The organism is Nonomuraea sp. NPDC003201, assembly GCF_053590415.1.
On record NZ_JBSFTC010000043.1, the window covers coordinates 13,176 to 34,725 of the forward strand.

21 protein-coding genes and 2 pseudogenes are annotated in these 21,550 nt (G+C 70.7%); 12 read left to right on the forward strand and 11 right to left on the reverse strand.

The annotated features are described in order from the left end of the window. Nucleotides 1–40: 40 nt before the first annotated feature. The 9 genes and pseudogenes from ACWDX9_RS18390 (at nt 41) to ACWDX9_RS18430 (ending at nt 7,746) form a co-directional block, all read left to right on the forward strand. On the forward strand, nt 41–928 hold the full coding sequence (locus tag ACWDX9_RS18390) for a hypothetical protein (RefSeq protein WP_449955130.1): 888 nt from the start codon (nt 41–43) through the stop codon (nt 926–928). Then, nucleotides 925–1,725: a deaminated glutathione amidase gene (locus tag ACWDX9_RS18395; RefSeq protein WP_357729342.1), complete on the forward strand. Its 801-nt coding sequence runs from the start codon at nt 925–927 to the stop codon at nt 1,723–1,725. Before ACWDX9_RS18390 ends, ACWDX9_RS18395 begins: the two co-directional genes overlap by 4 nt. Next, a complete protein-coding gene (locus ACWDX9_RS18400) occupies nt 1,718–2,644 on the forward strand; it encodes an ABC transporter substrate-binding protein (RefSeq protein ID WP_449955133.1) in 927 nt (308 codons plus the stop codon). Before ACWDX9_RS18395 ends, ACWDX9_RS18400 begins: the two co-directional genes overlap by 8 nt. After that, the gene (locus tag ACWDX9_RS18405; protein ID WP_449955136.1) at nt 2,641–3,552 is read left to right on the forward strand and encodes an amino acid ABC transporter permease; all 912 of its coding nucleotides are present in this window, start codon (nt 2,641–2,643) and stop codon (nt 3,550–3,552) included. The genes ACWDX9_RS18400 and ACWDX9_RS18405 overlap by 4 nt, the downstream gene beginning before the upstream one ends. Then, a complete protein-coding gene (locus tag ACWDX9_RS18410) occupies nt 3,549–4,313 on the forward strand; it encodes an amino acid ABC transporter ATP-binding protein (RefSeq protein WP_449955139.1) in 765 nt (254 codons plus the stop codon). The genes ACWDX9_RS18405 and ACWDX9_RS18410 overlap by 4 nt, the downstream gene beginning before the upstream one ends. Before the next feature lie 88 nt (nt 4,314–4,401). Beyond that, the gene (locus tag ACWDX9_RS18415) at nt 4,402–4,923 is read left to right on the forward strand and encodes a GNAT family N-acetyltransferase (RefSeq protein WP_449955142.1); all 522 of its coding nucleotides are present in this window, start codon (nt 4,402–4,404) and stop codon (nt 4,921–4,923) included. Between the two features lie 156 nt (nt 4,924–5,079). Further along, a pseudogene (locus tag ACWDX9_RS18420) lies at nt 5,080–6,271 on the forward strand (RNA-guided endonuclease InsQ/TnpB family protein); the annotation flags it as partial. A gap of 101 nt (nt 6,272–6,372) precedes the next feature. Next, nucleotides 6,373–6,993, forward strand: a pseudogene (locus ACWDX9_RS18425) (MFS transporter); the annotation flags it as partial. 54 nt (nt 6,994–7,047) lie between these two features. After that, the gene (locus ACWDX9_RS18430) at nt 7,048–7,746 is read left to right on the forward strand and encodes a B3/B4 domain-containing protein (protein WP_449955145.1); all 699 of its coding nucleotides are present in this window, start codon (nt 7,048–7,050) and stop codon (nt 7,744–7,746) included. A gap of 57 nt (nt 7,747–7,803) precedes the next feature. On the opposite strand, the gene glnA is transcribed toward ACWDX9_RS18430, so the two are convergent. Continuing rightward, on the reverse strand, nt 7,804–9,228 hold the full coding sequence (glnA, locus tag ACWDX9_RS18435; protein WP_350728806.1) for a type I glutamate--ammonia ligase: 1,425 nt from the start codon (nt 9,226–9,228) through the stop codon (nt 7,804–7,806). 93 nt (nt 9,229–9,321) lie between these two features. After that, the gene (locus tag ACWDX9_RS18440; protein ID WP_449955148.1) at nt 9,322–10,410 is read right to left on the reverse strand and encodes a hypothetical protein; all 1,089 of its coding nucleotides are present in this window, start codon (nt 10,408–10,410) and stop codon (nt 9,322–9,324) included. A 77-nt stretch (nt 10,411–10,487) separates the two neighbouring features. On the opposite strand from ACWDX9_RS18440, the gene ACWDX9_RS18445 reads away from it, so the two are divergent. Genes ACWDX9_RS18445 through ACWDX9_RS18455 form a run of 3 tightly spaced genes read left to right on the forward strand, consistent with a single transcriptional unit; the run spans nt 10,488 to nt 12,559 of the window. Continuing rightward, nucleotides 10,488–10,949, forward strand: coding sequence for an RDD family protein (locus ACWDX9_RS18445; RefSeq protein WP_449955151.1), 462 nt, complete (start codon nt 10,488–10,490; stop codon nt 10,947–10,949). A 58-nt stretch (nt 10,950–11,007) separates the two neighbouring features. Next, nucleotides 11,008–11,643, forward strand: a complete 636-nt coding sequence (locus ACWDX9_RS18450) for a TetR/AcrR family transcriptional regulator (RefSeq protein ID WP_449955154.1) — start codon at nt 11,008–11,010, stop codon at nt 11,641–11,643. Then, the gene (locus ACWDX9_RS18455) at nt 11,621–12,559 is read left to right on the forward strand and encodes a hypothetical protein (protein ID WP_449955157.1); all 939 of its coding nucleotides are present in this window, start codon (nt 11,621–11,623) and stop codon (nt 12,557–12,559) included. Before ACWDX9_RS18450 ends, ACWDX9_RS18455 begins: the two co-directional genes overlap by 23 nt. Here ACWDX9_RS18455 and ACWDX9_RS18460 read toward each other — a convergent pair. From ACWDX9_RS18460 to ACWDX9_RS18500, 9 genes are all read right to left on the reverse strand, one after another. Beyond that, nucleotides 12,540–13,304, reverse strand: coding sequence for a class I SAM-dependent methyltransferase (locus tag ACWDX9_RS18460; protein ID WP_449955160.1), 765 nt, complete (start codon nt 13,302–13,304; stop codon nt 12,540–12,542). The two genes, ACWDX9_RS18455 and ACWDX9_RS18460, sit on opposite strands and share 20 nt — an antisense overlap. Next, a complete protein-coding gene (locus ACWDX9_RS18465) occupies nt 13,304–13,984 on the reverse strand; it encodes a DUF4191 domain-containing protein (RefSeq protein WP_350728818.1) in 681 nt (226 codons plus the stop codon). Before ACWDX9_RS18465 ends, ACWDX9_RS18460 begins: the two co-directional genes overlap by 1 nt. Before the next feature lie 64 nt (nt 13,985–14,048). After that, nucleotides 14,049–16,427: a glycoside hydrolase family 3 protein gene (locus ACWDX9_RS18470; RefSeq protein WP_449955163.1), complete on the reverse strand. Its 2,379-nt coding sequence runs from the start codon at nt 16,425–16,427 to the stop codon at nt 14,049–14,051. Between the two features lie 133 nt (nt 16,428–16,560). After that, on the reverse strand, nt 16,561–17,376 hold the full coding sequence (locus ACWDX9_RS18475) for an alpha/beta fold hydrolase (RefSeq protein WP_449955165.1): 816 nt from the start codon (nt 17,374–17,376) through the stop codon (nt 16,561–16,563). After that, complete coding sequence (locus ACWDX9_RS18480; protein ID WP_449955168.1) at nt 17,352–17,747, reverse strand: VOC family protein; 396 nt, start codon at nt 17,745–17,747, stop codon at nt 17,352–17,354. The genes ACWDX9_RS18475 and ACWDX9_RS18480 overlap by 25 nt, the downstream gene beginning before the upstream one ends. Nucleotides 17,748–17,825: 78 nt before the next feature. Next, the gene (locus ACWDX9_RS18485) at nt 17,826–18,782 is read right to left on the reverse strand and encodes an AraC-like ligand-binding domain-containing protein (RefSeq protein ID WP_449955171.1); all 957 of its coding nucleotides are present in this window, start codon (nt 18,780–18,782) and stop codon (nt 17,826–17,828) included. A 103-nt stretch (nt 18,783–18,885) separates the two neighbouring features. Then, nucleotides 18,886–19,491, reverse strand: a complete 606-nt coding sequence (locus ACWDX9_RS18490; RefSeq protein ID WP_449955174.1) for an alpha-ketoglutarate-dependent dioxygenase AlkB — start codon at nt 19,489–19,491, stop codon at nt 18,886–18,888. A gap of 90 nt (nt 19,492–19,581) precedes the next feature. Next, nucleotides 19,582–20,511, reverse strand: a complete 930-nt coding sequence (lipA, locus tag ACWDX9_RS18495; RefSeq protein WP_350728831.1) for a lipoyl synthase — start codon at nt 20,509–20,511, stop codon at nt 19,582–19,584. Between the two features lie 43 nt (nt 20,512–20,554). Then, nucleotides 20,555–21,535: a hypothetical protein gene (locus ACWDX9_RS18500; RefSeq protein ID WP_449955177.1), complete on the reverse strand. Its 981-nt coding sequence runs from the start codon at nt 21,533–21,535 to the stop codon at nt 20,555–20,557. Between the last annotated feature and the right edge of the window lie 15 nt (nt 21,536–21,550).

The window sequence follows — 21,550 nt, forward strand, 5'->3', positions numbered from 1 at the left end:
TATTCGGTTGGGTCTGCGGGATTGGGACCATCTCGTACCGGTGGCGACGGGGGAGGTGCGGCCCGAGGGGTTCGAGCTGGAGCTCGAGTCCCGCGCCGTCACCCCGGACGTCCTGAGCGAGCCGGGCCTGGACGGCGGTGAGACGTCCTTCAGCAGATACGTGCTCGGCCGCGCCGCGGGCGACTACCGCCTGGTGGGCCTGCCGGTGTTCGTGATGCGGGGCTTCCGGCACCGGTGCGTCCTGGTCCGCCGTGACAGCGAGCTGACGTCGCTGGAGGAGCTCAAGGGCGCCCGCATCGGCCTGACCGGCTGGCCGGACTCCGGCAACACCTGGACGCGCGCCCTGCTCAGGGCCGCCGGCGTGGACATCAGGGGCATCGAGTGGACGGTCGGCCCGCTGGTCGCCGGGGAGACCGGCAAGGACCGCGTCGGCCCCGTACCGTTCCCCGACAACGTCTCGCTGACCGGCGACGGCCTCGCCGAAGGGCTCGCCGAGGGCCGTTATGACGCGATCATGACCCCGTTCATGCCCGACGAGTTCTTCACCCCGGACAGCCGCTTCCGCCACCTGCTCGCCGACCACCGCGCCGCCGAGCTGGCCTACTACCGGGAGACCGGCTTCGTGCCCGGCATCCACCTCGTCACGCTGAAGCGCGAGGCCGTCGAGCGCGACCCGGGGCTGCCGCGGGCCGTTCAGGACCTGCTCGAACGCTCCAAGCGGCACTGGCTGGCCCGGCGGCGGCTGCTCACCGACACCACGCCCTGGCTGCTCGCCGACCTGACGGAGACGGCGCGGACCTTCGGCCCCGACTGGATGCCCTACGGCGTCGGGCCCAACGCCGCCATGATCGCCGCCTTCTGCGAGGAACTGCACGCCCAGGGCATCTCGAACCGCCGCATCCGACCCGAGGAGGTCTTCGACATATGAGAATCGCCGTTGGACAGTTCGCGTCCTCGGAGGACTGGACGGACAACCTCAAGACCTGCCAGGACCTGATCGACCGGGCCACCGAGGGCGGCGCCGACCTGCTGGTCCTGCCCGAGGGCGCGATGGCCCTGTTCGTCGACGAGCCGACGCGCATCCGCGAGGCCGCCCAGCCGCTGGACGGGCCGTTCGTCAGCGGGCTGGTCGAGCGCACGCGCGGCTCGTCCACCACCGTGATCGTCGGCGTGCACACCCCGTCGGGCGACGGCCGCGTGTTCAACGTCCTGGTGGCCGCCAGGGACGGCGAGATCGTCGGGACGTACACCAAGCTGCACCTGTACGACGCCTTCGGCCGGCGCGAGTCCGACAACGTCGTGCCCGGCACGAACGCGCCCGTGGTGATCGACGTGGCCGGCTGGAAGGTCGGCATGATGACCTGCTACGACGTGCGCTTCCCCGAGCTGGCCAGGCTCCTGGCCGACCAGGGCGCCCAGGTGATCGCGCTGCCCACCGCGTGGGTGCGCGGCCCGGCCAAGGAATGGCACTGGGAGGTCATGGTGACCGCCCGCGCCCTGGAGAACACCGTGTACCTGGCCGCCTCCGGCGAGTGCGGCCGCCGCAACATCGGCGCCAGCATGGTCGTCGACCCGCTCGGCATCACCCGGGCCCGCCTCGGCGACGCGCCGGGCCTGCTCTGGGCCGACGCCTCCATGGAAGAGCTCGAGCGAGCCCGCCTCAGCCTCCCCGTCCTCGAGAACCGGCGCTTCGCCGTCGACCCCCGATTGGAGCGACATGTCTAAGTACGCGACGGCTGCCCTGCTCGGCGCCGCCCTCCTGCTGGCCGGCTGCGGTGCCAACCCGGAGGAGGCCCAGGGCGCGCTGAGCTCCCAGTCCGCCCCCTCCGGCACCGTGGCCGCCCAGGGCAAGGACCAGGCCCTGTACGACCGGCTGCCCGACAAGGTGAAGACCGCCGGCAAGCTGGTCTCGGTGAACAACGGCTCGTTCCCGCCGTACGAGATCGCCGGCGCGGACGGCAAGTCCATGACCGGCGCCGCGGCCGACCTGTCGGAGGCCCTCGGCCAGCTGCTCGGCGTCAAGATCGAGCACGTCACCGTGGACGGCCTGCCCAGCCAGCTCACCGGTATCGCGTCGGGCCGCTACGACCTGGCCATCGGCCCGGTGGGCGACTTCCCCGACCGGCAGAAGTCCAACGACTTCGTGGACTGGGTCAAGGAGTTCGTGGTCTTCGCCGTGCCGAAGGGGAACCCCAAGAAGATCAACTCGGTGGCCGACACGTGCGGGCTGAAGATCTCGGTCATGGCCGGCGGCTCCGCCGAAGCCGTGATCAAGAACCAGTCCGAGACCTGCGCCAAGGACGGCAAGCCGAAGATCACCGTACAGTCGTACAAGGACCAGCCCACCTCGGTGCTGGCGGTCAGCTCGGGCCGGGCCGACGCGTTCTTCTCCTCGCAGGCGCCGCTCACGTACTTCGTGTCGCAGTCCGGCGGCAAGCTGGAGCTGGCGGGCAAGGGGCAGAGCAACGGCTTCGACGACCTCTTCCAGGGGGCCGTCGTCGGCAAGGACTCGCCGCTGCGTGACGTGGTCAAGGACGGCATCCAGAAGCTGATCGACAACGGCGCCTACGCCAAGATCATGGACAAGTGGGGCACCTCCGACAACAAGCTGGACAAGGCCGGCGTCAACCTGGCGGGGTCATGAGCGGACTGCCGGACGTCGACGTCGCGGGCGCGTCCCGCACGCGCCATCCGCTGCGCTGGGTGGCCTCGATCATCCTGCTGGTGCTGGCCGCCCAGCTCGTGAGCCTGCTGGTCACCAACCCCAACTTCCAGTGGGACGTGGTCTTCAAGTACGTCAACGCGCAGGTCATCGGCCAGGGCGTCTTCACCACGCTGCTGCTCACCGTGATCGCGATGTTCGTGGGCGTGGTGCTCGGGGTGCTGCTGGCCATCGGCCGGCTCTCCGAGAACCCCGTCGCGCGGGCGGCCTGCGGGCTCTACGTGTGGTTCTTCCGCGGCACGCCGGTGCTGGTGCAGCTCGTGCTCTGGTACAACCTGTCGTACCTGCTGCCCAAGATCTCCCTCGGCGTCCCGTTCGGGCCGGAGTTCATCAGCGCCGACACGAACCTGGTCATCACCCCGCTGCTCGCGGCCATCCTCGGGCTCGGGCTGAACGAGGGCGCGTACATGGCGGAGATCATCCGCGGCGGCCTCATGTCGGTGGACCCCGGGCAGACCGAGGCCGCCTCGGCGCTCGGCATGAGCGACGCGCGCACCTTCCGCAGGATCGTGCTGCCGCAGGCCATGCGGTTCATCATCCCGCCCACCGGCAGCCAGGTGATCAGCATGCTGAAGGCCACGTCGCTGGTGAGCGTCATCGCCCTGGCCGACCTGCTGTACACGGTGCAGTCGATCTACAACCGCACCTTCCAGACCATCCCGCTGCTGATCGTCGCCTGCGTCTGGTACCTGGTCATCACCTCGATCCTGTACGTCGGCCAGTCGTTCATCGAGCGGCACTACGCCCGCGGGGCCACCAGGCACGCGCCGCAGAGCTTCTGGGCCTTCCTGACCTTCCGCCGGCGCCGTCCCTCGGAGGTGACGTCATGACCGTCCCCATGGTCCACGCCCACGCCGTACGCAAGCACTTCGGCCACCTCGAGGTCCTCAAGGGGATCGACCTGGACGTCCAGGCGGGGGAGGTCGTGGTGATCCTCGGCCCCTCCGGGTCGGGCAAGTCGACGTTCCTGCGCTGCGTGAACCACCTGGAGACCATCGACGGCGGCTCCATCTTCGTGGACGGGGAGCTGATCGGGTTCCAGGCGTCCGGCGGCAAGGTGCGGCACCTGCGCAAGCGCGAGATCACCCGCCAGCGGCGGGAGATCGGCATGGTCTTCCAGCAGTTCAACCTGTTCCCGCACTTCACGGTGTTGCAGAACGTCATGGAGGCGCCGGTCGGCGTCCGCCGCGAGTCTCGCGAGCAGGCCAGGGAACGGGCGTTCGGCCTGCTGCGCCGCGTGGGGCTGGAGGACAAGGCGGGCAGCTATCCCAGGCAGCTGTCCGGCGGGCAGCAGCAGCGGGTGGCGATCGCCAGGGCGCTGGCGATGCGGCCCAAGCTGATGCTGTTCGACGAGCCGACCAGCGCGCTGGACCCTGAGCTGGTGGGTGAGGTGCTGGCCACCATGAAGAGCCTCGCGGAGGACGGGCTGACCATGATCGTGGTGACCCACGAGATCGGGTTCGCGCGGGAGGTGGCCGATCGGGTGGTGTTCATGGACGGCGGCGTCGTGGTCGAGTCGGGCACGCCGAAGGAGGTCCTCGACAACCCCACCAGCCCCCGCACCAAGGCCTTCCTCAGCCGCGTCCTGTAGACCCACACACCGCCACGACCGTCCCCCCTCGGACCGAAGACAGAAGGGACGTCGGTGGGAAAGGCGCGGCGGGCCTATCGTGGGTGGGATGGAGACGCAGCGTTTGATCATGCGCAGATGGCGCGAAGAAGACCGGGAACCATTCGCCGCGATGAACGCCGACCTCGAGGTGATGGAGCACTTCCCCGCCCCGCTCACCCGCCCGGAGAGCGACCACTTCGTCGACAGGATCGAGGAGGAGTTCGACAAGCACGGCTACGGGCTGTGGGCGCTGGAGGTGCGCGGGAGCGGCGAGTTCATCGGCTTCGCCGGCCTGATCTGGCAGACGTTCGACGCGCCGTTCCTGCCCGCGTGGGAGATCGGATGGCGGCTGGCACGCCCCGCCTGGGGCCACGGGTACGCCACCGAGGCGGCCAGGGAGGTGCTCGGGCACGCGTTCGAGCAGGCCGGGCTGGACGAGATCGTCTCCATGACGGCCAAGAGCAACACCCGCTCCCAGGCCGTGATGAAGCGCCTGGGCATGACCCACCTGACCGATTTCGGCCACTCGCGGCTGGCGCCGGACCACCCCCTGTTCCCGCACGTGGCGTACCACATCAAGCGCCCGTAGGAGCGCTCATCGGGTACCTCCAAGGAGACCACGCCTTCAGGTGGGGAGGAATTGGACTCATGCGGAGCAGGGCAGGCTTGGGCGATTGGCCGCCATGGGACCACCGTATCGAACATCTGCACGAGGCTTACCTGATCGCGCGGTAGAATGTGAGGCGTGGCGCAGACCGTGAAGCGGGCCTACAAGTACCGCTTCCACCCGACTCCCCAGCAGGCCGAAGAGCTTGCCCGGACGTTCGGCTGCGTGCGCTTGGTCTACAACAAGGCGCTGGAAGAGCGCACCCGCGCTTACGTGCTGGAAGGGCGTCGCGTCTCCTACGTGGAGTCGTCGGCCGCACTGACGGCGTGGAAGCGCGGTGGCGAGTACGACTTCCTGTCCGAGGTGTCGTCGGTGCCGTTGCAGCAGGCGCTGCGGCATCTGCAGGCGGCGTTTGCGAACTTCTTCGCCAAACGCGCCAAGTACCCCACGTTCAAGTCGCGCAAGAAGTCGCGGCTGTCGGCGGAGTACACCCGCTCGGCGTTCCGCTGGCGCGACGGACAGTTGACCCTGGCGAAGATGGACGCGCCGCTGGCGATCGTGTGGTCGCGTCCCCTTCCCCCGGGCGCGGAGCCCTCCACAGTGACCGTGTCCAAGGACGCGGCCGGGCGGTGGTTCGCCTCCATCCTGGTCGAGGAGAAGATCGCGCCGCTGGCACCGGTCGAGCAGAACGTAGGCGTGGACGCGGGCATCACCGCCCTGGCCACGCTCTCCACCGGCGAGAAGATCGTCAATCCCGAGCACGAGCGCCGCGATCGGCGCAAGCTGGCCAAAGCCCAGCGGGCGCTCGCTCGCAAGGAGAAGGGCTCGAACAACCGGGCCAAGGCCCGGCTCAGGGTAGCTCGGGTGTACGCCCGTATCGCCGACCGCAGACGCGACCACCTGCACAAGGTCACCACACGGCTTGTTCGCGAGAACCAAGTGATCGCCGTGGAAGACCTGACCGTCCGCAACATGGTCAAGAACCGCCCGCTGGCCCGCGCCATCTCGGATGCGTCCTGGCGGGAGTTGCGGTCGATGCTGGAGTACAAAGCAGCCTGGTATGGGCGCACGCTGGTGGCGGTGGACCGCTGGTTTCCGTCCAGCAAACTGTGCTCTGCGTGCGGTGCCCTGCAAGACCAGATGCCGCTCAACGTCCGGGAGTGGACCTGCGCCTGCGGGACGGTCCACGACAGGGACGTGAACGCGGCCAAGAACATGCTCGCCGCCGGGCTGGCGGAGAGCTGAAACGCCTGTGGAGCTGGTGTAAGACCTCAACGAGAGCCTCTCGGGCGGGCGACCGGCAGTGAAGCAGGAAGGCCAACCGGTAACGGTTGGAATCCCCCTCGTTTACGAGAGGGAGGATGTCAAGGCTCGCGGCCGCGTAGCCGGACCAGCCCCAAGCGCCAGCGCGGGCGTCTCGAAGCCGAGCCGCACCAGCGCGCCCCAGGCCAGGTCCGGCTCCAGCGCGCAGTCCGGCGGCAGCGCGCTGCCAAGCCCCTGCTTGCCTCCTTTCGCGGGCGGTGGCGATGCTGGTCAGCTCCCTACGCGGCACCTGCCAACTTCGCCTTCTCCGGCGCCCTGTTCGTCCTCACGCTCCTGCTGCAGGACACCCGCCACCTGGACCCGCTGGCCGCCGGGCTGGCCTTCCTGCCGCTCACCCTCCCCATGACCGTGAACCCGCTGCTCACCGGCCGCCTGGTGGCCCGCTACGGCCCGCGCCCGCCGATCCTGTGCGGCCTCACCCTGCTCGCGACCGGCCTGGCGGGGGTCGCCCTCACGGACGCGCTGGCGTTGTGGCTGGTGGTGATGGGGTTCGGGCTGTCGTTCGTGCTGCCCGCGCTGATGGCGGGCATGGTCAACAGCGCTCCGCCGGGGACGGCGGGCACGGCGGGCGGCGTCCTGAACGCGTTCCGCCAGGCCGGCGCGACCCTCGGCGTGGCGGTCATGGGCGTGGTCGGCCGGCCCCTGCTGGCGGCGGCCGTCCTGACGGCCCTGACCTGCCTGTGCTACGCGGCGGGGGCCTGGCGCGCCCGCACGGCCGCCCTGACCTGACGAGGCGGGTATCGTGATCGGCTGGTGGTTTGTCCGGGGATGGCGAGGTGGGCTGTGCGTTTCCAGCATTCGAGTGACATCTGGCGGGACTTTCCGGAGCTCGTTCCCGGCGTGCTCGTCGCGTCGGGCGTCTCGGCGGACGTCTCCGTCGACGACCAGCTCCTCGAACTCGGCGAGCTCGCCGCGACGCGGCTCGAGACCTCCTCGGAGGGCGAGCTGCCGGAGATCCAGGCGTGGCGGCGGGCGTTCTCGAAGATGGGCCTCAAGCCGACCCAGTACCGCTGCGCCTCGGAGTCCCTGCTGCGCCGCTTCCGGAAGGAAGGCGCGCTGCCGCGCCTGCACCCGCTGATCGACCTCTGCAACGCGGTCTCCATCGCGTACGCGATCCCGGTGGCAGTGTTCGACGTCTCCAAGATCTCGCAGTACGTGGAGGTCAGGTACGCGGCGGGCGACGAGACGTACCTGACCTTCTCCGGCGAGACCGAGCACCCGCCGCCCGGCGAGGTGATCTTCGCCGACGCGGAGGGCAGGGCGCACGCCCGCCGCTGGACCAACCGCCAGAGCGGCCTCTCGGCCGTCCGCGACACGACCACCGACGTCCTGATCGTCGCCGAGGCGCTGCACGACACGGCCGGGAAGGACGTCGACTCCCTCCTGGCCACGCTCACGGACGAGCTGTCCGCCGTCTGGCCCGTGACGCCGGAATCCGCGATCCTCGGCCCGTCCGAGCCCCGGTTCGAGTTCCCGGCGTGACATGACGCGGCCCGGGACCGTGATCGGTCCCGGGCCGTTCGCCGTGTGCGGGCCGGACTACACGTCGTAGTACAGCTCGAACTCGTGCGGGTGCGGGCGCAGGCGGATCGGGTCGACCTCGTTCTCCCGCTTGTACGCGACCCACGTCTCGATCAGGTCAGGCGTGAAGACGCCGCCCTCGAGCAGGTAGTCGTGGTCCTCCTCCAGCGCGTTGAGCACGTCGGTGAGCGAGCCGGGCACCTGCGGGATGTTGCGGGCCTCCTCCGGCGGCAGCTCGTAGAGGTCCTTGTCGACCGGCTCCGGCGGCTCGATCTTGTTGCGGATGCCGTCGATGCCCGCCATCAGCATCGCCGCGAAGGCGAAGTACGGGTTGCAGGACGGGTCGGGCACCCGGAACTCGATGCGCTTGGCCTTCGGGTTGGAGCCCGTGATCGGGATCCGGACGCAGGCCGAACGGTTGCGCTGGGAGTAGACCAGGTTGACCGGGGCCTCGTAGCCGGGGACCAGACGGTGGTAGGAGTTGACCGTCGGGTTGGTGAAGGCCAGCAGCGACGGCGCGTGCTTGAGCAGGCCGCCGATGTAGTAGCGGGCCGTGTCGGACAGGCCCGCGTAGCCGACCTCGTCGTAGAAGAGCGGCGAGCCGTCCTTCCACAGCGACTGGTGGCAGTGCATGCCGGAGCCGTTGTCACCGAAGATCGGCTTGGGCATGAACGTGACCGTGTGGCCGTACTCGAGCGCCGTGCTCTTGATGATGTACTTGTACAGCATCAGGTTGTCGGCGGTCTTGAGCAGCGTGCCGAACTTGAAGTCGATCTCCGCCTGGCCCGCCGTGCCGACCTCGTGGTGCTGCATCTCGACGTCGATGCCGCACTCGATGAGGTTACGCACCATCTCGGAGCGCAGGTCGGTGAAGTGGTCCATCGGCGGGACCGGGAAGTAGCCGCCCTTGTAGCGCGGCTTGTAACCGAGGTTGCCGCCCTCGGTGGCCTTGCCGGTGTTCCAGGCGCCCTCGATGGAGTCGATGTAGTAGTAGCCGGCGTTCTGCTTCGTCTCGAAGCGCACGTCGTCGAAGATGTAGAACTCGGCCTCAGGGCCGAAGTAGACCGTGTCGGCGATGCCCGTGCCCCGGAGGAACTCCTCGGCCTTGCGCGCGACGTTACGCGGGTCGCGGCTGTAGGCCTCGCCGGTCAGCGGGTCGTGCACGAAGAAGTTCAGGTTGAGCGTCTTGTGCTGGCGGAACGGATCCACCACGGCGCTGGACGGGTCGGGCAGCAGAAGCATGTCGGACTCGTGGATCGCCTGGAAACCGCGGATCGACGAGCCGTCGAACATGAGTCCGTCGGTGAAGACGCTCGCGCTGAAGTTTTCTACCGGGAAGGTGAAGTGGTGCGTCGTCCCCGGCAGGTCGGTGAACCTGACATCGACGAATTGCACCCCTTCGTCACTGATGAACTTCAGGACGTCGTCGGCGGAGTTGAACACTCTCGAACCTCCCTGGGGACTGGCCATCATATCGACGCTAGGGCGTGGCCGTTTCCGTGTGGTGTCTCGATTGTTTCGCACATGTTACGCAGGTCAGGTGCCCTGCGAAGCGGCGCATCCCTCGGAATCGTCCTCTTCCAGTTCGTACGGATCCACGGGCGCGCCGGTCGGCGCCACCGTACCCCGAGGTGAATCCTCGTACACGGGATGGATGAAGCCGTCGCGCGTGTCGCAGCGCGCCGGGGTGCTGCTCGCCCCCCAACGCAGCAGCCACGCGACCAGCCGCCCCTCCTCGCGGTACAGCCACACGCGGCCCTTGGGATGGGCGACGACCCGGATCGTGGTGTCCGGCCGGCCCGGGCGGTGCACGGCGTAGACGACGATGTGGTTCAGCTTGAGCTCGACGCCGCGCCGCCAGCGGTCCTTGAACGTGCCCAGCTTGACGCGGCCGCGCACCTTGATCACATCGGTGGAGAACTCGGCCGTGCCCTTGGCGAACTGGATGACGAAGGCCGCCGAGCCCTTGTGCTTCTTCATGTCCCGGAGGAACCAGTCACGCTGGTCGGGGCTCAGGAGCTTGGTGAACGCCGACGGCTTGCCGCCCAGGACCGCCTTCTTGTCGAGGAAGGCCGCCGCCATCAGCTCGCGGGTCAGCTTCAGGCCCTTCGCGACGTCCTTCTTCGACAGCCCGCCCAGCGCCTTCGCCTCCGGCATCGCGAAGCCGGAGGCCCCCTCGGCGTACTTCTCGGCGGGGGATCCGGCGAACGGGCTCGTCGGCTCCTCGCTCGCCCCCTCCGTCGGCTCCTCGGCGGCTTCGTCCGCCGGATTGGCGGCGGGTTCGACGGCCGGCTCGGCGATCGGCGCCGGCGGGTCGTCCACGACGACGCCCGAGGTGAGCAGGTCGGGGCGGAAGGTCACGATCACACCCGCGGCCGTGATCAGCGAGGTGATCACGGCCATCGCGATCCAGGCCCGCCCGATCCGCCGCCGCGGCTCGGACCCGTATCCCCCGGATTCTCCGGATAAGCGCGCCGACCTGCTCTCGCGCCTGGCTAAGCGGTCGGTACGCCGCTGTTCTTTCGCGCCTTTGACGGCCGCGGCGCGCATCCGGCGCTGTTGCTCCTCGTCTATCTGCGCGACCAGCTCGTTGAAGCGCGCGTCAAGGTCATCCCCGTGTGGCATGGCGTACATGATGGCCGTTCTGCGACGCGGTTGGGTCACAAAGCCGACCGGCCTACCGGGCGGATACCGTTGAGGGCATGAGCAGCAAGGAGCCTCGGTGGACGCAGACCTGGCTGGGCGGGGTCAGGTCCGCCGGGGTAGATCTCGGATACCCGGGGGAGCGCCTGGGGCTGCCCGAGGAGGGCAGCGGGTCGATCGCCGGCTGGGGGCGCAGGATCGCCGCGCTGGTCATCGACTGGATGATCTGCACGTGGGTCGTCGTGCAGCTGCTGCTCAGGATCAACCCGGCCGAGCAGCCGTGGGCGCCCGCGGCCGTCTTCGCCGTTCAATACCTGATCCTGGTCGGGTTCATGGGGCAGACGTTCGGCCACCGGCTGGCGGGCATCCGGGTGGCCGCGCTGGACGGCGGCGACCCGCGCTGGCTGCCCGTGCTGGTGCGTTCGGCGCTCCTGTGCCTGGCCGTGCCCGCCCTGATCTGGGACCGCGACCACCGCGGGGTGCACGACCGCGTCTCCAACACGATGGTCGTCCGCATGTAGCCGAGTAAAAAGCCGTACCGGGTTCAAAAATGTACTCGGTACGGTTTATGCTGCCCTCATGGGGTTGAGGGAGCGGAAGAAGGAGCAGATGCGGCGGCGGATCGCCGAGGCGGCGCTGCGGCTGTTCGACGAGCGCGGCTACGACGTGGTGACCGTCAACGAGATCGCCGAGGCGGCCGGGGTCGCCAAGGTGACGCTGTTCAACTACTTCCCGACCAAGGACTGCCTCGTCACCGAAGGGGTCAAGGAGGACCTGGCGGCGATCGTGGCCGGGCGGGGGGAGGAGCGCTCGCCCCTTCAGGCGCTGCGCGAGCACTACCGCTCGATGGCCGCCCAAGGCGCGGGAGCGGTGGACGTCGAGGCGCTGCTGGCCAGGGTGCGGGTGATCGGGTCGAGTCCGGCCCTGATGGGCGCGCTGCACGCGATGCACATGAGCGAGCGCTACGAGCTGGCCGAGGCCCTCGGGGAGGCCTACCCCGGCGACGATCTGACCGCGCGGCTCATGGCCGGGCAGATCACCGCCGCCGTCACCACCATCCAGGAGGCCTTCTTCCATCGCATCGCGACGGGCGAGCCGCTGGAGGAGGCGGGCCGGCGCCTGGCGGGTGACGTGGAGCTGGCCTTCGACCTCCTGGAGCACGGCCTCACATACGTAAAAAAGGGGATAAATCATGAAAAAGGGGATCAACTATGATGTCGGGTTTCTGCCGGGCGACAGCCTGAGCCGCAGGTCGTTCCACCTCGAGGACGTCCGGCGCGACATGCGGACGATCGCGGAAGACCTGCACTGCGCGTCGGTACGCATCTCCGGCCGCGACCCCGAGCGCGTCGAGGCGGCCGCCAGGGAGGCCGCGGCGGCCGGGCTGGAGATCTGGTTCACCCCGTTCCCCGTGGACCTCACGCAGGACGCGATGCTGGAGGTCTTCGCGGACGCGGCCCGGCGCGCCGAGTCGGTGCGCCGCGACGGGGCCGAGGTCGTGCTGGTCACCGGCTGCGAGATCACCGCCTTCGGCCACGGCTTCATCGACGGCGACGGGTACGGCGACCGGCTCGGCGCCATGATGGCCGGCGACATGGAGTGGTGGACGTCCCTCATGCAGGTCATGCCGCGCTTCAACGCCTACCTGGCGAAGGTGGCCGAGACCGTGCGGCCGCTGTTCGGCGGCCGGCTGAGCTACGCCTCGGCGCCGTGGGAGCCGGTCGACTGGGCCCCGTTCGACGTGGCGGGCGTGGACGCCTACCGCGCCGCCTACAACGCCCAGGACTTCGCGGACGAGCTACGCGCCCAGTTCAAGCACGGCAAACCGGTCGCCGTGACGGAGTTCGGCACCTGCGCGTACCGCGGCGCGGGCGAACAGGGCGGCTCGGCCTGGGTGGTGCCCGACGGCGCGGTGCGCGACGAGGGCGAGCAGGTGCGTTACTTCACCGAGCTGATGGACGTCTTCGAGGAGGAGGGGGTGGAGACCGCGCTGTGGTTCACGTTCGCCGCCTTCAACCGGCCCGGCGAGGCCGACCTGGGCTCCTACGGCGTGGTCAGGATGCTCGACGAGCGGCGCTGGGAGCCCAAGGAGGTCTTCCACGCCATGGCCGCTAGGTACGCGCGCAGCTGAAAATGGCCGTGCCCGGGAGGTGACGGCCGCGCAGCGGGCTCCAGCCGCCCCACACCCGCTCGTGCCCCTCCGGCCACTCGGGCTCCATCAGCCCCGTGACGGTCAGCCCGGAGGCGACCAGCAGATTCACCCAGTCGCCCATGGTGCGGTGGTGCTCGGCGTACGTGACCGTGCCCCGTTCGTCGTGCTCCTCGTAAGGGGAACGGTCGAAGTAGGACCGGTCGGACGTCAGCCCGCGCGGCCCCGGATCGTCCGGGAACGCCCACCGGATCGGATGGCTCACCGAGAACACGAACCGGCCGCCCGGCCTGAGCACCCGCCGCACCTCGCGGAAGACGGCGAGCGGGTCGGCCACGAACGGCAGCGCGCCGAACGCCGAGCAGGCCAGGTCGAAGGCGGCCGCGGCGAACGGCAGCGACTCGGCGTCGGCCTGGACCACGGGCACGCGCAGCCCCGTGTCGAGGTCGATGCGCCGGGAGTGGCGCAGCTGCCGGTGGGAGACGTCGAAGGCGGCCACCTGCGCGCCCTGCGTCACCAGCCAGCGGGCGCACTGCGCCGCCCCGCAGCCGATCTCGAGCACGCGCCGTCCGCGCACCTCGCCGAGGAGGTGCGCGTCGGCCTCGTCGACTCCCTCGGGACACCACACGAACCCGGTGTCCCGCAGGAACTCGCCGTGTTCGAGCTGGTAGTCGTCGGCGTTGCCGTCCCACCACCAGCGGTTGGCCCGTGCGGAGGAGGACAGCACTAGCGCATCTTGGGGCCGCGCGGCATGCGCGCGCCCTTGGGCATGGGGCCCTTGGGCAGCGGCATGTTCTTCGGCAGCGAGCGCAGCCGGTCCTTCACCTCGTTGACCGCGGGCTTCTTGAGGTTGCGCGGCAGCTTCATCAGGTGGCGCTGCAGCTTGCCGAGCGGCACCTGCCCCTCGCCGTCACCGCACTGGATGTCGTAGATCTCGATGCCCAGGACCACCCGCGCGACCCGCTTCTTCTCGGCCGCCAGCATCTTCGCCACCCGGTTGCCCGGCCCCTCGGACACCAGCACGACGCCCGGATAGCCGACCACGAGATGGATGAGGTCCTGGTCGCGGTTGACCGCGATGGCAGGGGTGACCTGCCAGTTGCCGCGCATGCCCTGCAGCACCGCCGCCGCGGCACCCGTCTGGCCGTGCAGGATCGAATATTGGGCCTTCTGGGCGAGCTGCCCGAAGACCACCAGACCAACCGTGAGCGCGGCCAGCACACCGATGAACACCGAATACCACAAGTAGTCCGTGACCAGGCCGATCACGACGACCACAGCCAGCGTGCCCACCGCCGAGAGAAAGACGATGGGCAACCCCTTGGGGTTGGCCTGCTTGATGATCTGCGCGATCATGCGGAGCTGCTTGATGCGCCCCGGCTTCTCTGGATCCTCGGACTTTGCCATGCTCTGAAGGATACAAACCAACAGGTGCGGTATGGAAAACGTGACCCCGCCATTTCGCGCACGGCTAGATCTTCACGGTCGCGGACAGGCGCGGATCGGCCGCGTGGCGGCCCGCCTCGACCGTGTGAACGCCCTCGACGGTCCGCCAGCCGCCCTCCTCCCAGACCTGGAAGGCCCGCTCGGGCAGGAACACGGTCGTGATCACGGTCTCCCCGGGCGCCGCCTCGACCACGTCGAACCCGGCCAGCGCCCTGTCGGCGTACACCTGCACGACCTCGCGGCCCGGGCGGTCGCCGGTGTTGGTGACCGCCACCGTCACGCTCGTGCCCTCGGCCGCGATCGAGTCGTACGACCAGGTCGTGTAGCCCAGCCCGTGCCCGAACCAGAACGCCGGCGCGCGGCCCGTACGCTCCCACGCCCGGTAGCCGATCGAGGTCCCCTCCTCATAGGCCACCACACCGTCCACCGGCGTCACGTCGACCACAGGAGCGTCCGCCAGCCGCCGCGGCCACGTCGTGGGCAGCCGCCCGCCCGGCTCGGCGTCCCCGAACAGCACGTCCGCCAGCGCCGCCCCCGCCTCCTGCCCCGGGAACCAGGTGAGCAGCACGGCCGCCACCTCCTCCGCCCACGGCAGCTCGACCGGCGAACCCGCGTTGACCACCACGACGGTGCGCGGGTTGGCCGCGGCCACCGCGTGGATCAGCTCGTCCTGCCGCCCCGGCAGCCTGAGGTCCGCGCGGTCGAAGCCCTCGCTCTCCACCTCGGGCGTGGTCGCGGCCACGACCACCGCCACGTCGCACTCCGCCGCCACCCGCGCGGCCTCGGCCATGAGCTCGTCCTCGCCGGGGCCGGGGTTCGCGTGGCCGGCCGTGAAGGACACGAACGCCATCCCGCCGAACGCCCCGGCCGGATGCGTCACGACCACCTCGTACGCCTGCCCGGCGGCCATGGGCAGGCTGATCCGCCGCTCGGGCGGCGACAGGAACGCCATGGCGGGGTCGTCGCCGGCCGGGCCGATGCTCCCGTCGAAGACGCTCTCGCCGTCGACGGCGACGGTGAAGGCGCCCACGCCCGCGACCGACAGCTGGTGCTCGCCCGAAACATCCGGTGTGTACGTGGTACGCAGCCGGACCGCCGCCAGCCGGTCGCCGTCCACGCCCGGCGGCAACTGGCCGATCCACCGTGCCTCGGCCGTGGCCAGCGGCTGCTCCGACAGCACCGCGCCATCGGCGTCCAGGAAGGCGGCCATGGCCGGGCCGGGGAGCGGGGACAGGCGGATCCGGGGGCCGGTGCCGAGCGCGTACCGGACCTCGGCCCGCTCGCCGAGCCCCTGCAGCGGCGAGACGATCCGGCCCGGGAAGACCTGCGCGCTCCCGCCGCCCATGACGCGCGCCTCCGCGGCGGCCGCCCCGATCAGGGCGATGGTCCTGACCTGCCGGAACGGCAGGATGCCGTCGTTGGTGAGCAGCGTGAAGCCGCGCGTGGCCACCTCACGCGCCAGCGCCACCCCGTCGACGGCGGGTCGCTCATCGGCGGCCGGCGTTTCCGCGGCGTCGGTGGCGGCTCGCTCCTCGGCGGGAGGCGGCTTCGAGCCGTGCAGGGCTCCGACGCGGTGGGCCAGGCGCAGGATGCGGCGTACCCGATCGTCCACGACCGGCTCGGGCACCCGCCCCTCCCGCACGGCGGCCTCCAGCCTCTCTCCCCACGGCCCGTGCGGGCCCGGCATCGCCACGTCGGTGCCGCCCAGCGCCGCGGCCTCGGTCGTCCGCACCGCCGTCCAGTCCGACACCACGAACCCGTCGAACCCCCACTCGCCCTTCAGCACCCCGTTCACCAGCTCGGCGTGCTCGGTCATGGTCGTGCCGTTGACCGAGTTGCAGGCGGTCATGAGGCCCCACGCCCCGGCCCGCACCACCCGCTCGAACGGCCGCAGATAGACCTCGCGCAGCGCCTTCTCGCTCACCCGGACGTCCGCGGTGAAGCGGTCGGTCTCGAAGTCGTTGGCCACGAAGTGCTTCGGGGTGGTGGCCACCCCGCCCTCCTGGACGCCCTCGACGTACGCGGCGCCGATCTCGCCCGTCAGGTACGCGTCCTCGGAGAAGCACTCGAAATGCCGGCCTCCGAGCGGGGAGCGGTGCAGGTTGATCGTGGGGGCGAGGAGCACGTGCACGCCCTTGAGCCGGGCCTCCTGGGCCAGCAGCCGGCCCACCCGGCGGACCAGGTCCACGTCCCAGGTGGCGGCCAGCGCGGTCGGACTGGGCAGCGCGATCGAGGGATCGACCGCGCTCCACTGCTCGCCGCGCACGCCGATCGGGCCGTCGCTCATGACGAGCCGATCGAGGCCGATCTCGGGCAGCGGCGGGAGCGACCACATGCCGGCCCCGGTGAGCAGGCGGACCTTGGCGCGGAGGTCGAGCCGGGCGATGAGTTCGTCGAAGTCCACGAGCCCAGTCTCCACCAGCTCGCGCGGGGCTCATATGAGGCTCGGGCTGGGGCTCAGGGGGGCTCAGGGGGGCTCAGGCGGTGGCTCGGGCAGGGCTTCATGAGGGCTCAGGCGGAGGGCTCAGGCGGAGGGCTCAGGCGGTGGCGAAGAACTCCAGGAGCTCGGGCACCAGCGCCTGCGGGGCCACGTTGTGCGCCTGGCCCTCCAGGACCCGCCGTACCGCGCCCGGCACGGCCGCCGCGACCGCCAGCCCCGCGTTCGACATCCACCCGGGGCTGTCCTCGCCGTTCAGCACCAGCGTCGGCTGCCTGACGGCGGCCAGCCGCGCGGTGGGCAGCGCGTTGCCCGGCCCCAGCACGGCGGCCTCGTAGGCGAGGGTGTGGGCCAGCGCCTCGATCTGCGCCCAGGACGGCTGCGCGCGCATCGCGGCCACCGCCTCCGGCGGCGCCTCGGCCGCCTCCACCATGAACCGCTCGACGGCCTCGCCCCGCCTGCCCGCCCTCACCAGCGCCTCCAGCCGCGCGGCGAAGTCGTCCGGGAGCGGGGGCGCGCTGTCGTCCACGTGGTACGGCGGCTCCCACAGGGCCAGCTTCGTGACGGCCGGATTCCGCACCGCGGCCTCCAGCGCCAGCGCGGCCCCCGACGAGCCCCCGAACACCATGGCCGACCCGCCCGCCGCCTCGATGACCGCCGCCAGATCCTCGATCTCGCGCTCGACCGCGTACGGCTGGGTGTCCCCGCTGTCGCCGCGCCCCCGGCGGTCGTAGTCGTACACCGTGAACCACGGCGCCAGGGCGGCCGCCACGCCGGCCAGCGTGACGTGGCCCCGCACCCCGAACGCGCCGTGGACCAGGACGACCGCGGGCCCCTCGCCGTAGCTGTCGAAGGCGATGGCGGTCCCGTCCGGCGAGATCGCCTTGCCGCTCAGGCGGCCGGCTGCGCCAGGCACAGCGCCTCCCAGTGGTGTCCGTCGAGGTCGGCGAAGCCGCGCTGGTAGCGGATGCCGTCCTCCTGCTTCACGCCCGCCGGGGTGGCGCCGAGCGCCAGCGCCTTGTCGACCAGCTCGTCCACCTGGGCCGGGTTCTCCATGCCCAGCACCAGGATCGCCTCCGTGGCCGTGTCGGCGGCGGCGATCTCCTTGGTGATGTACGAGCCGAACGTCGGCTCGGTCAGCAGCATGACCTGGGCCTGCTCACTGATGATCACCGACGCCATGCCCTCGGCCATGCCGAACAGGTTGAAGCCGAGCTCGGCGAAGAACTTCTTCGACCGCTCGAGATCCTTGACCGGCAGATTGACGAACAGCTGCATTTTCCTCATCCCTTCCTTCGATGTGCCTTCAGTCTGCCGATCGAAGGGGGTGCCGGTCTTGGATCTGGGCGCCAGGCGGATTGACGTTCAGCGCACGGTGTTCAGGCGCCGGTATTCGGCGGGCGGCGTCCCGTACGCGCTCTTGAAGAGCCTGCTGAAGTGGGCCGAGTCCGGCAGCCCCCACCGGGCCCCGATCTCGCTCACGGACCGGGTGCCGCCCGAGGCCAGCTCCGCGCGGCACCGCTCCAGCCGCCGCTGCCGGATCCAGGCGGCCACCGTGGTGTGCTCCGCCTCGAACAGGCGGTGCAGGTAGCGCACGGAGATGTGGTGCGCGGCGGCGACCGTGGCCGGGTCGAGGCCGATGTCGCCCAGCCGCTGCTCGATGAAGGCGTGGATCTCCATCAGCAGCACGCGCTGCCGGGAGTCCTCCGGTAACGCCCGCGTCAGCTCGACGTGTTCGGCGACGGCGGTGCTGACCAGGTCGGTCACGATGCCCGACAGCCTGGCGGCGCTGCCCGGCCGGTACGTCTCGATGTCCTCGGCCACCCGGCGCAGCAGTGGCACGGCCAGCGCGGCGGCGCCGGTCTCGGCGGTGATGGGGACGGCGGCGAGCGCGTCCACGGCGCCGGACGGCAGCGCGAGCAGGTCGCGCGGGAAGCTGAACAGCGCGAGCCGCACCGCCGAGTCGTAGGCCAGCTCGTAGGGCCTGGTGAAGTCGTAGATCGCGAAGTCGCCCCGGCCGAGCTGCGCGTCCCGCCCGTCCTGGGAGAGCCGCGGGCTGCCCTCCAGGGCCAGCACGACGCGGTACATCTCGGGGCTGCCGCTGTCGATCATGCCCGGGGTGCGGTGCACGCTGTGGGGCGTGGACGTGCGGATCCGGCCGACGGTGACCGAGCCCAGCCCGCCGGTCACGATCTCGCCCCGCAGCGGGGCGCCGGGGGCGATCCTGCAGTCGAGCGGGCCGAGCGTGTCACACACGATGCTCCGCCAGGCGTCGTGACGTCGCTTGGCGGGCAGGTCGCTCGTGCGGATCAGAACCGCCATGTCCGCTCCCGGGGGTCGGCTGCCCGCCATGCTAACGCGCCGCATCAAGCAGCAGCCGAGAGTCCGGTCACGGTGCCGGTCACGGTGCCGGTCACGGTGCCGGTCACGGTGCCGGGTCGTTGACGGTGCGGAAGGTCACTGAGACGCGCCGCGTGCGCGGGACGCGGCCTGCCGTGGTGGGGTCGCTCTTGCGTGCGGCGATGCTGTGGCGCCAGGTGTATCGGGCAGGTCCTGACATGACGCACAGGCTGCCGGGGGCGAGCGATATCGCCGCCTTCGTACCGTCGGCGGGATGGGTGAAGTCCATGACGCAGGCGGAGCCCAGGGAGATCGCCGCGACGACCGGGCCGAAACAGGGCACGCAGTCGACGTGTGGGCTGATGCCCTGACCCGGCTGGTACTCGTTGATGATCACCTGGTTCGCCTCGCTGTCCATGACTCCTTCGCGGACCAGGCGCACGGCGTGCTCTCGTGCCCATCCCGGGATCGGTGGAGCGGCGGCGACCAGGGGATCCCTCGCCACACTTCGGCGGCCGTAGTCGTAGCGGTGGCCGTAGTGCTGCACTCGCCGGCGCAGTTGTGTCGACCACTCGGCGGCGTCGAGGGACGAGAGCAACGACGCGCAGGCGTCGGGAGCAAGCCAGCCGGCGATGTAGCGCAATCCCGGCGGGAGGCCGTCAAAGGACAGTTGATCGAAAGACTCCGGCATGCCGAAAACAGTAGCCAGCCGTCAAAGGACTTCCAACGATGATGAAGCAGCCCCGGGACCGCACGGGTCCCGGGGCCGGAGGTTGGGAGGTCAGGCCGTCTGGCGAGCCTCGATGGCCTGCTTGTAGAGGCGGCCCGCCCGGTACGACGAGCGCACGAGCGGCCCCGACAGCACACCGGCGAACCCGATGGCCTCGGCCTCCGCCTGCAGCTCCACGAACTCCTCGGGCTTCACCCACCGCTCCACCGGATGGTGCCGGGGCGTGGGCCGCAGGTACTGGGTGATGGTCAGCAGGTCGGTGCCGGCCGCGTGCAGGTCGCGCATGGCCTCGACGACCTCCTCGCGCGTCTCGCCCATGCCCAGGATCAGGTTGGACTTGGTGACCAGCCCGGCCTCGCGGGCCGTCGTGATCACCGCGAGCGACCGCTCGTAGCGGAACGCGGGACGGATCCGCTTGAAGATCCGCGGCACCGTCTCGACGTTGTGCGCGAACACCTCGGGCCGGCTGGAGAAGACCTCCTCCAGCTGGTCGCGGTTGCCGTTGAAGTCGGGCACCAGCAGCTCGACGCCGCACCCGGGCAGCAGCCCGTGGATCTGGCGGGCCGTCTCGGCGTAGAGCCAGGCGCCGCCGTCGGGCAGGTCGTCGCGGGCGACGCCGGTCACGGTCGCGTACTTCAGGCCCATCTGCTGCACGGACTCGGCCACGCGGCGCGGCTCGTCGCGGTCGTACTCCTTCGGCTTGCCCGTGTCGATCTGGCAGAAGTCGCAGCGGCGCGTGCACTGGTCGCCGCCGATGAGGAAGGTCGCCTCGCGGTCTTCCCAGCACTCGTAGATATTGGGACAGCCCGCCTCTTCACAGACCGTGTGCAGGCCCTCCCGGCGCACGAGCGATTTCAGCTCGGTGTATTCGGGGCCCGTCTTCAGCTTGGTCTTGATCCACGGGGGCTTGCGCTCGATAGGGGTTTCGGCGTTACGCACCTCCAGGCGGAGGAGCTTTCGGCCTTCAGGGGCAACGGTCACGTTCCCCAGCTTACGTCTCCTGGAAAAGCAGCCCGGCCGGGGGTCAGGAGATGAGGCCGAAGCCGCGGATCGCGCGCGTGTAGTGGGCGAGCAACTCGTCGTCGACGCGTTCGGACTCACGCGTGCCGAGCAGCTCCGAGTGCGGGGGAGTGGTGAGCACCCCGTCGTCGGTGAGCCTGGAGCGGGCCAGCGCGCCCTGCCTGATGGCCGCCACGCTCTCGCCGCGCAGCGCCGCCGCCTGCATCGGCGCCAGGTAGCCGCCGCGGGCCAGCCCGTCGAGCTCGGCGAGGTCCTGTTCGGAGGCCGCCCGCCGGGCCAGCTGCCGCTGCCGGGCCAGGGTACGGCTCTCGCCGGCGCGGGCCAGCCGGGTCAGCGCGTACCGGACCAGGAGCACGGGCCCGCCGAGCACCCGCCCGAGCAGGCGGCCGAACATCCCCGCCACCTCGTACGTGGTCCCCGGGTGGTCCACCGCGCCCAGCGAGGAGGCCGCGATCTTGGTCTGGGCCTCCTCCCTGATCCGCAGCGGCTCGGCCCCCAGCAGCGCGTCCCGCCACGCCTCCAGGGTGAACAGCGCCCCGCTCACGACGAGCTCGTCGCCGGTCGGCACCCGCGCGTACGCCGTGGCCAGCAGGGCGACGCGCTGCCTGGGCGGCAGCGCCAGCCACAGCGGCAGCCCGATCATCAAGATGGGGGTACGCAGCGGGCCCACGCGGTCGAAGCGCGTGTCGGGGTCCAGGTCCATGACGGCGACCTTGCGCGGCCGCCGGACGCCGACCCGGTCGGCCACGCGCTCCGCGGCGCCGTACAGCTCGGAGGCCGACGAGCGGTCGAGCAGCTCGGCGTCGGCGGGCAGGCCGCCCAGGCGCGGCCGCAGCGCCCACCCGATGGCCAGGCTCGCGCCGCCGAACAGCCACGCGAGCAGGGAGGCGGGGTACCCCAGGATCACCCACGCGCCCAGCGCGACGAAGCCGAGCGTCAGCAGGTGGACCAGAAGGGCGAGTAAGAGAGCCAGGACGCGCTTCACACGGCCGATCGTAGG

What these genes read in the sequence shown, in the direction of transcription:
- ACWDX9_RS18405 (WP_449955136.1), top strand. Translation starts at nt 2,641, where the DNA reads ATGAGCGGACTGCCGGACGTCGACGTCGCGGGCGCGTCCCGCACGCGC.
- ACWDX9_RS18485 (WP_449955171.1), bottom strand. Translation starts at nt 18,782, where the DNA reads ATGGCGGTTCTGATCCGCACGAGCGACCTGCCCGCCAAGCGACGTCAC.
- ACWDX9_RS18415 (WP_449955142.1), top strand. Translation starts at nt 4,402, where the DNA reads ATGGAGACGCAGCGTTTGATCATGCGCAGATGGCGCGAAGAAGACCGG.
- ACWDX9_RS18400 (WP_449955133.1), top strand. Translation starts at nt 1,718, where the DNA reads ATGTCTAAGTACGCGACGGCTGCCCTGCTCGGCGCCGCCCTCCTGCTG.
- ACWDX9_RS18455 (WP_449955157.1), top strand. Translation starts at nt 11,621, where the DNA reads ATGAAAAAGGGGATCAACTATGATGTCGGGTTTCTGCCGGGCGACAGC.
- ACWDX9_RS18440 (WP_449955148.1), bottom strand. Translation starts at nt 10,410, where the DNA reads ATGCCACACGGGGATGACCTTGACGCGCGCTTCAACGAGCTGGTCGCG.
- ACWDX9_RS18410 (WP_449955139.1), top strand. Translation starts at nt 3,549, where the DNA reads ATGACCGTCCCCATGGTCCACGCCCACGCCGTACGCAAGCACTTCGGC.
- ACWDX9_RS18480 (WP_449955168.1), bottom strand. Translation starts at nt 17,747, where the DNA reads ATGAGGAAAATGCAGCTGTTCGTCAATCTGCCGGTCAAGGATCTCGAG.
- ACWDX9_RS18450 (WP_449955154.1), top strand. Translation starts at nt 11,008, where the DNA reads ATGGGGTTGAGGGAGCGGAAGAAGGAGCAGATGCGGCGGCGGATCGCC.
- ACWDX9_RS18395 (WP_357729342.1), top strand. Translation starts at nt 925, where the DNA reads ATGAGAATCGCCGTTGGACAGTTCGCGTCCTCGGAGGACTGGACGGAC.
- ACWDX9_RS18490 (WP_449955174.1), bottom strand. Translation starts at nt 19,491, where the DNA reads ATGCCGGAGTCTTTCGATCAACTGTCCTTTGACGGCCTCCCGCCGGGA.
- ACWDX9_RS18445 (WP_449955151.1), top strand. Translation starts at nt 10,488, where the DNA reads ATGAGCAGCAAGGAGCCTCGGTGGACGCAGACCTGGCTGGGCGGGGTC.
- ACWDX9_RS18465 (WP_350728818.1), bottom strand. Translation starts at nt 13,984, where the DNA reads ATGGCAAAGTCCGAGGATCCAGAGAAGCCGGGGCGCATCAAGCAGCTC.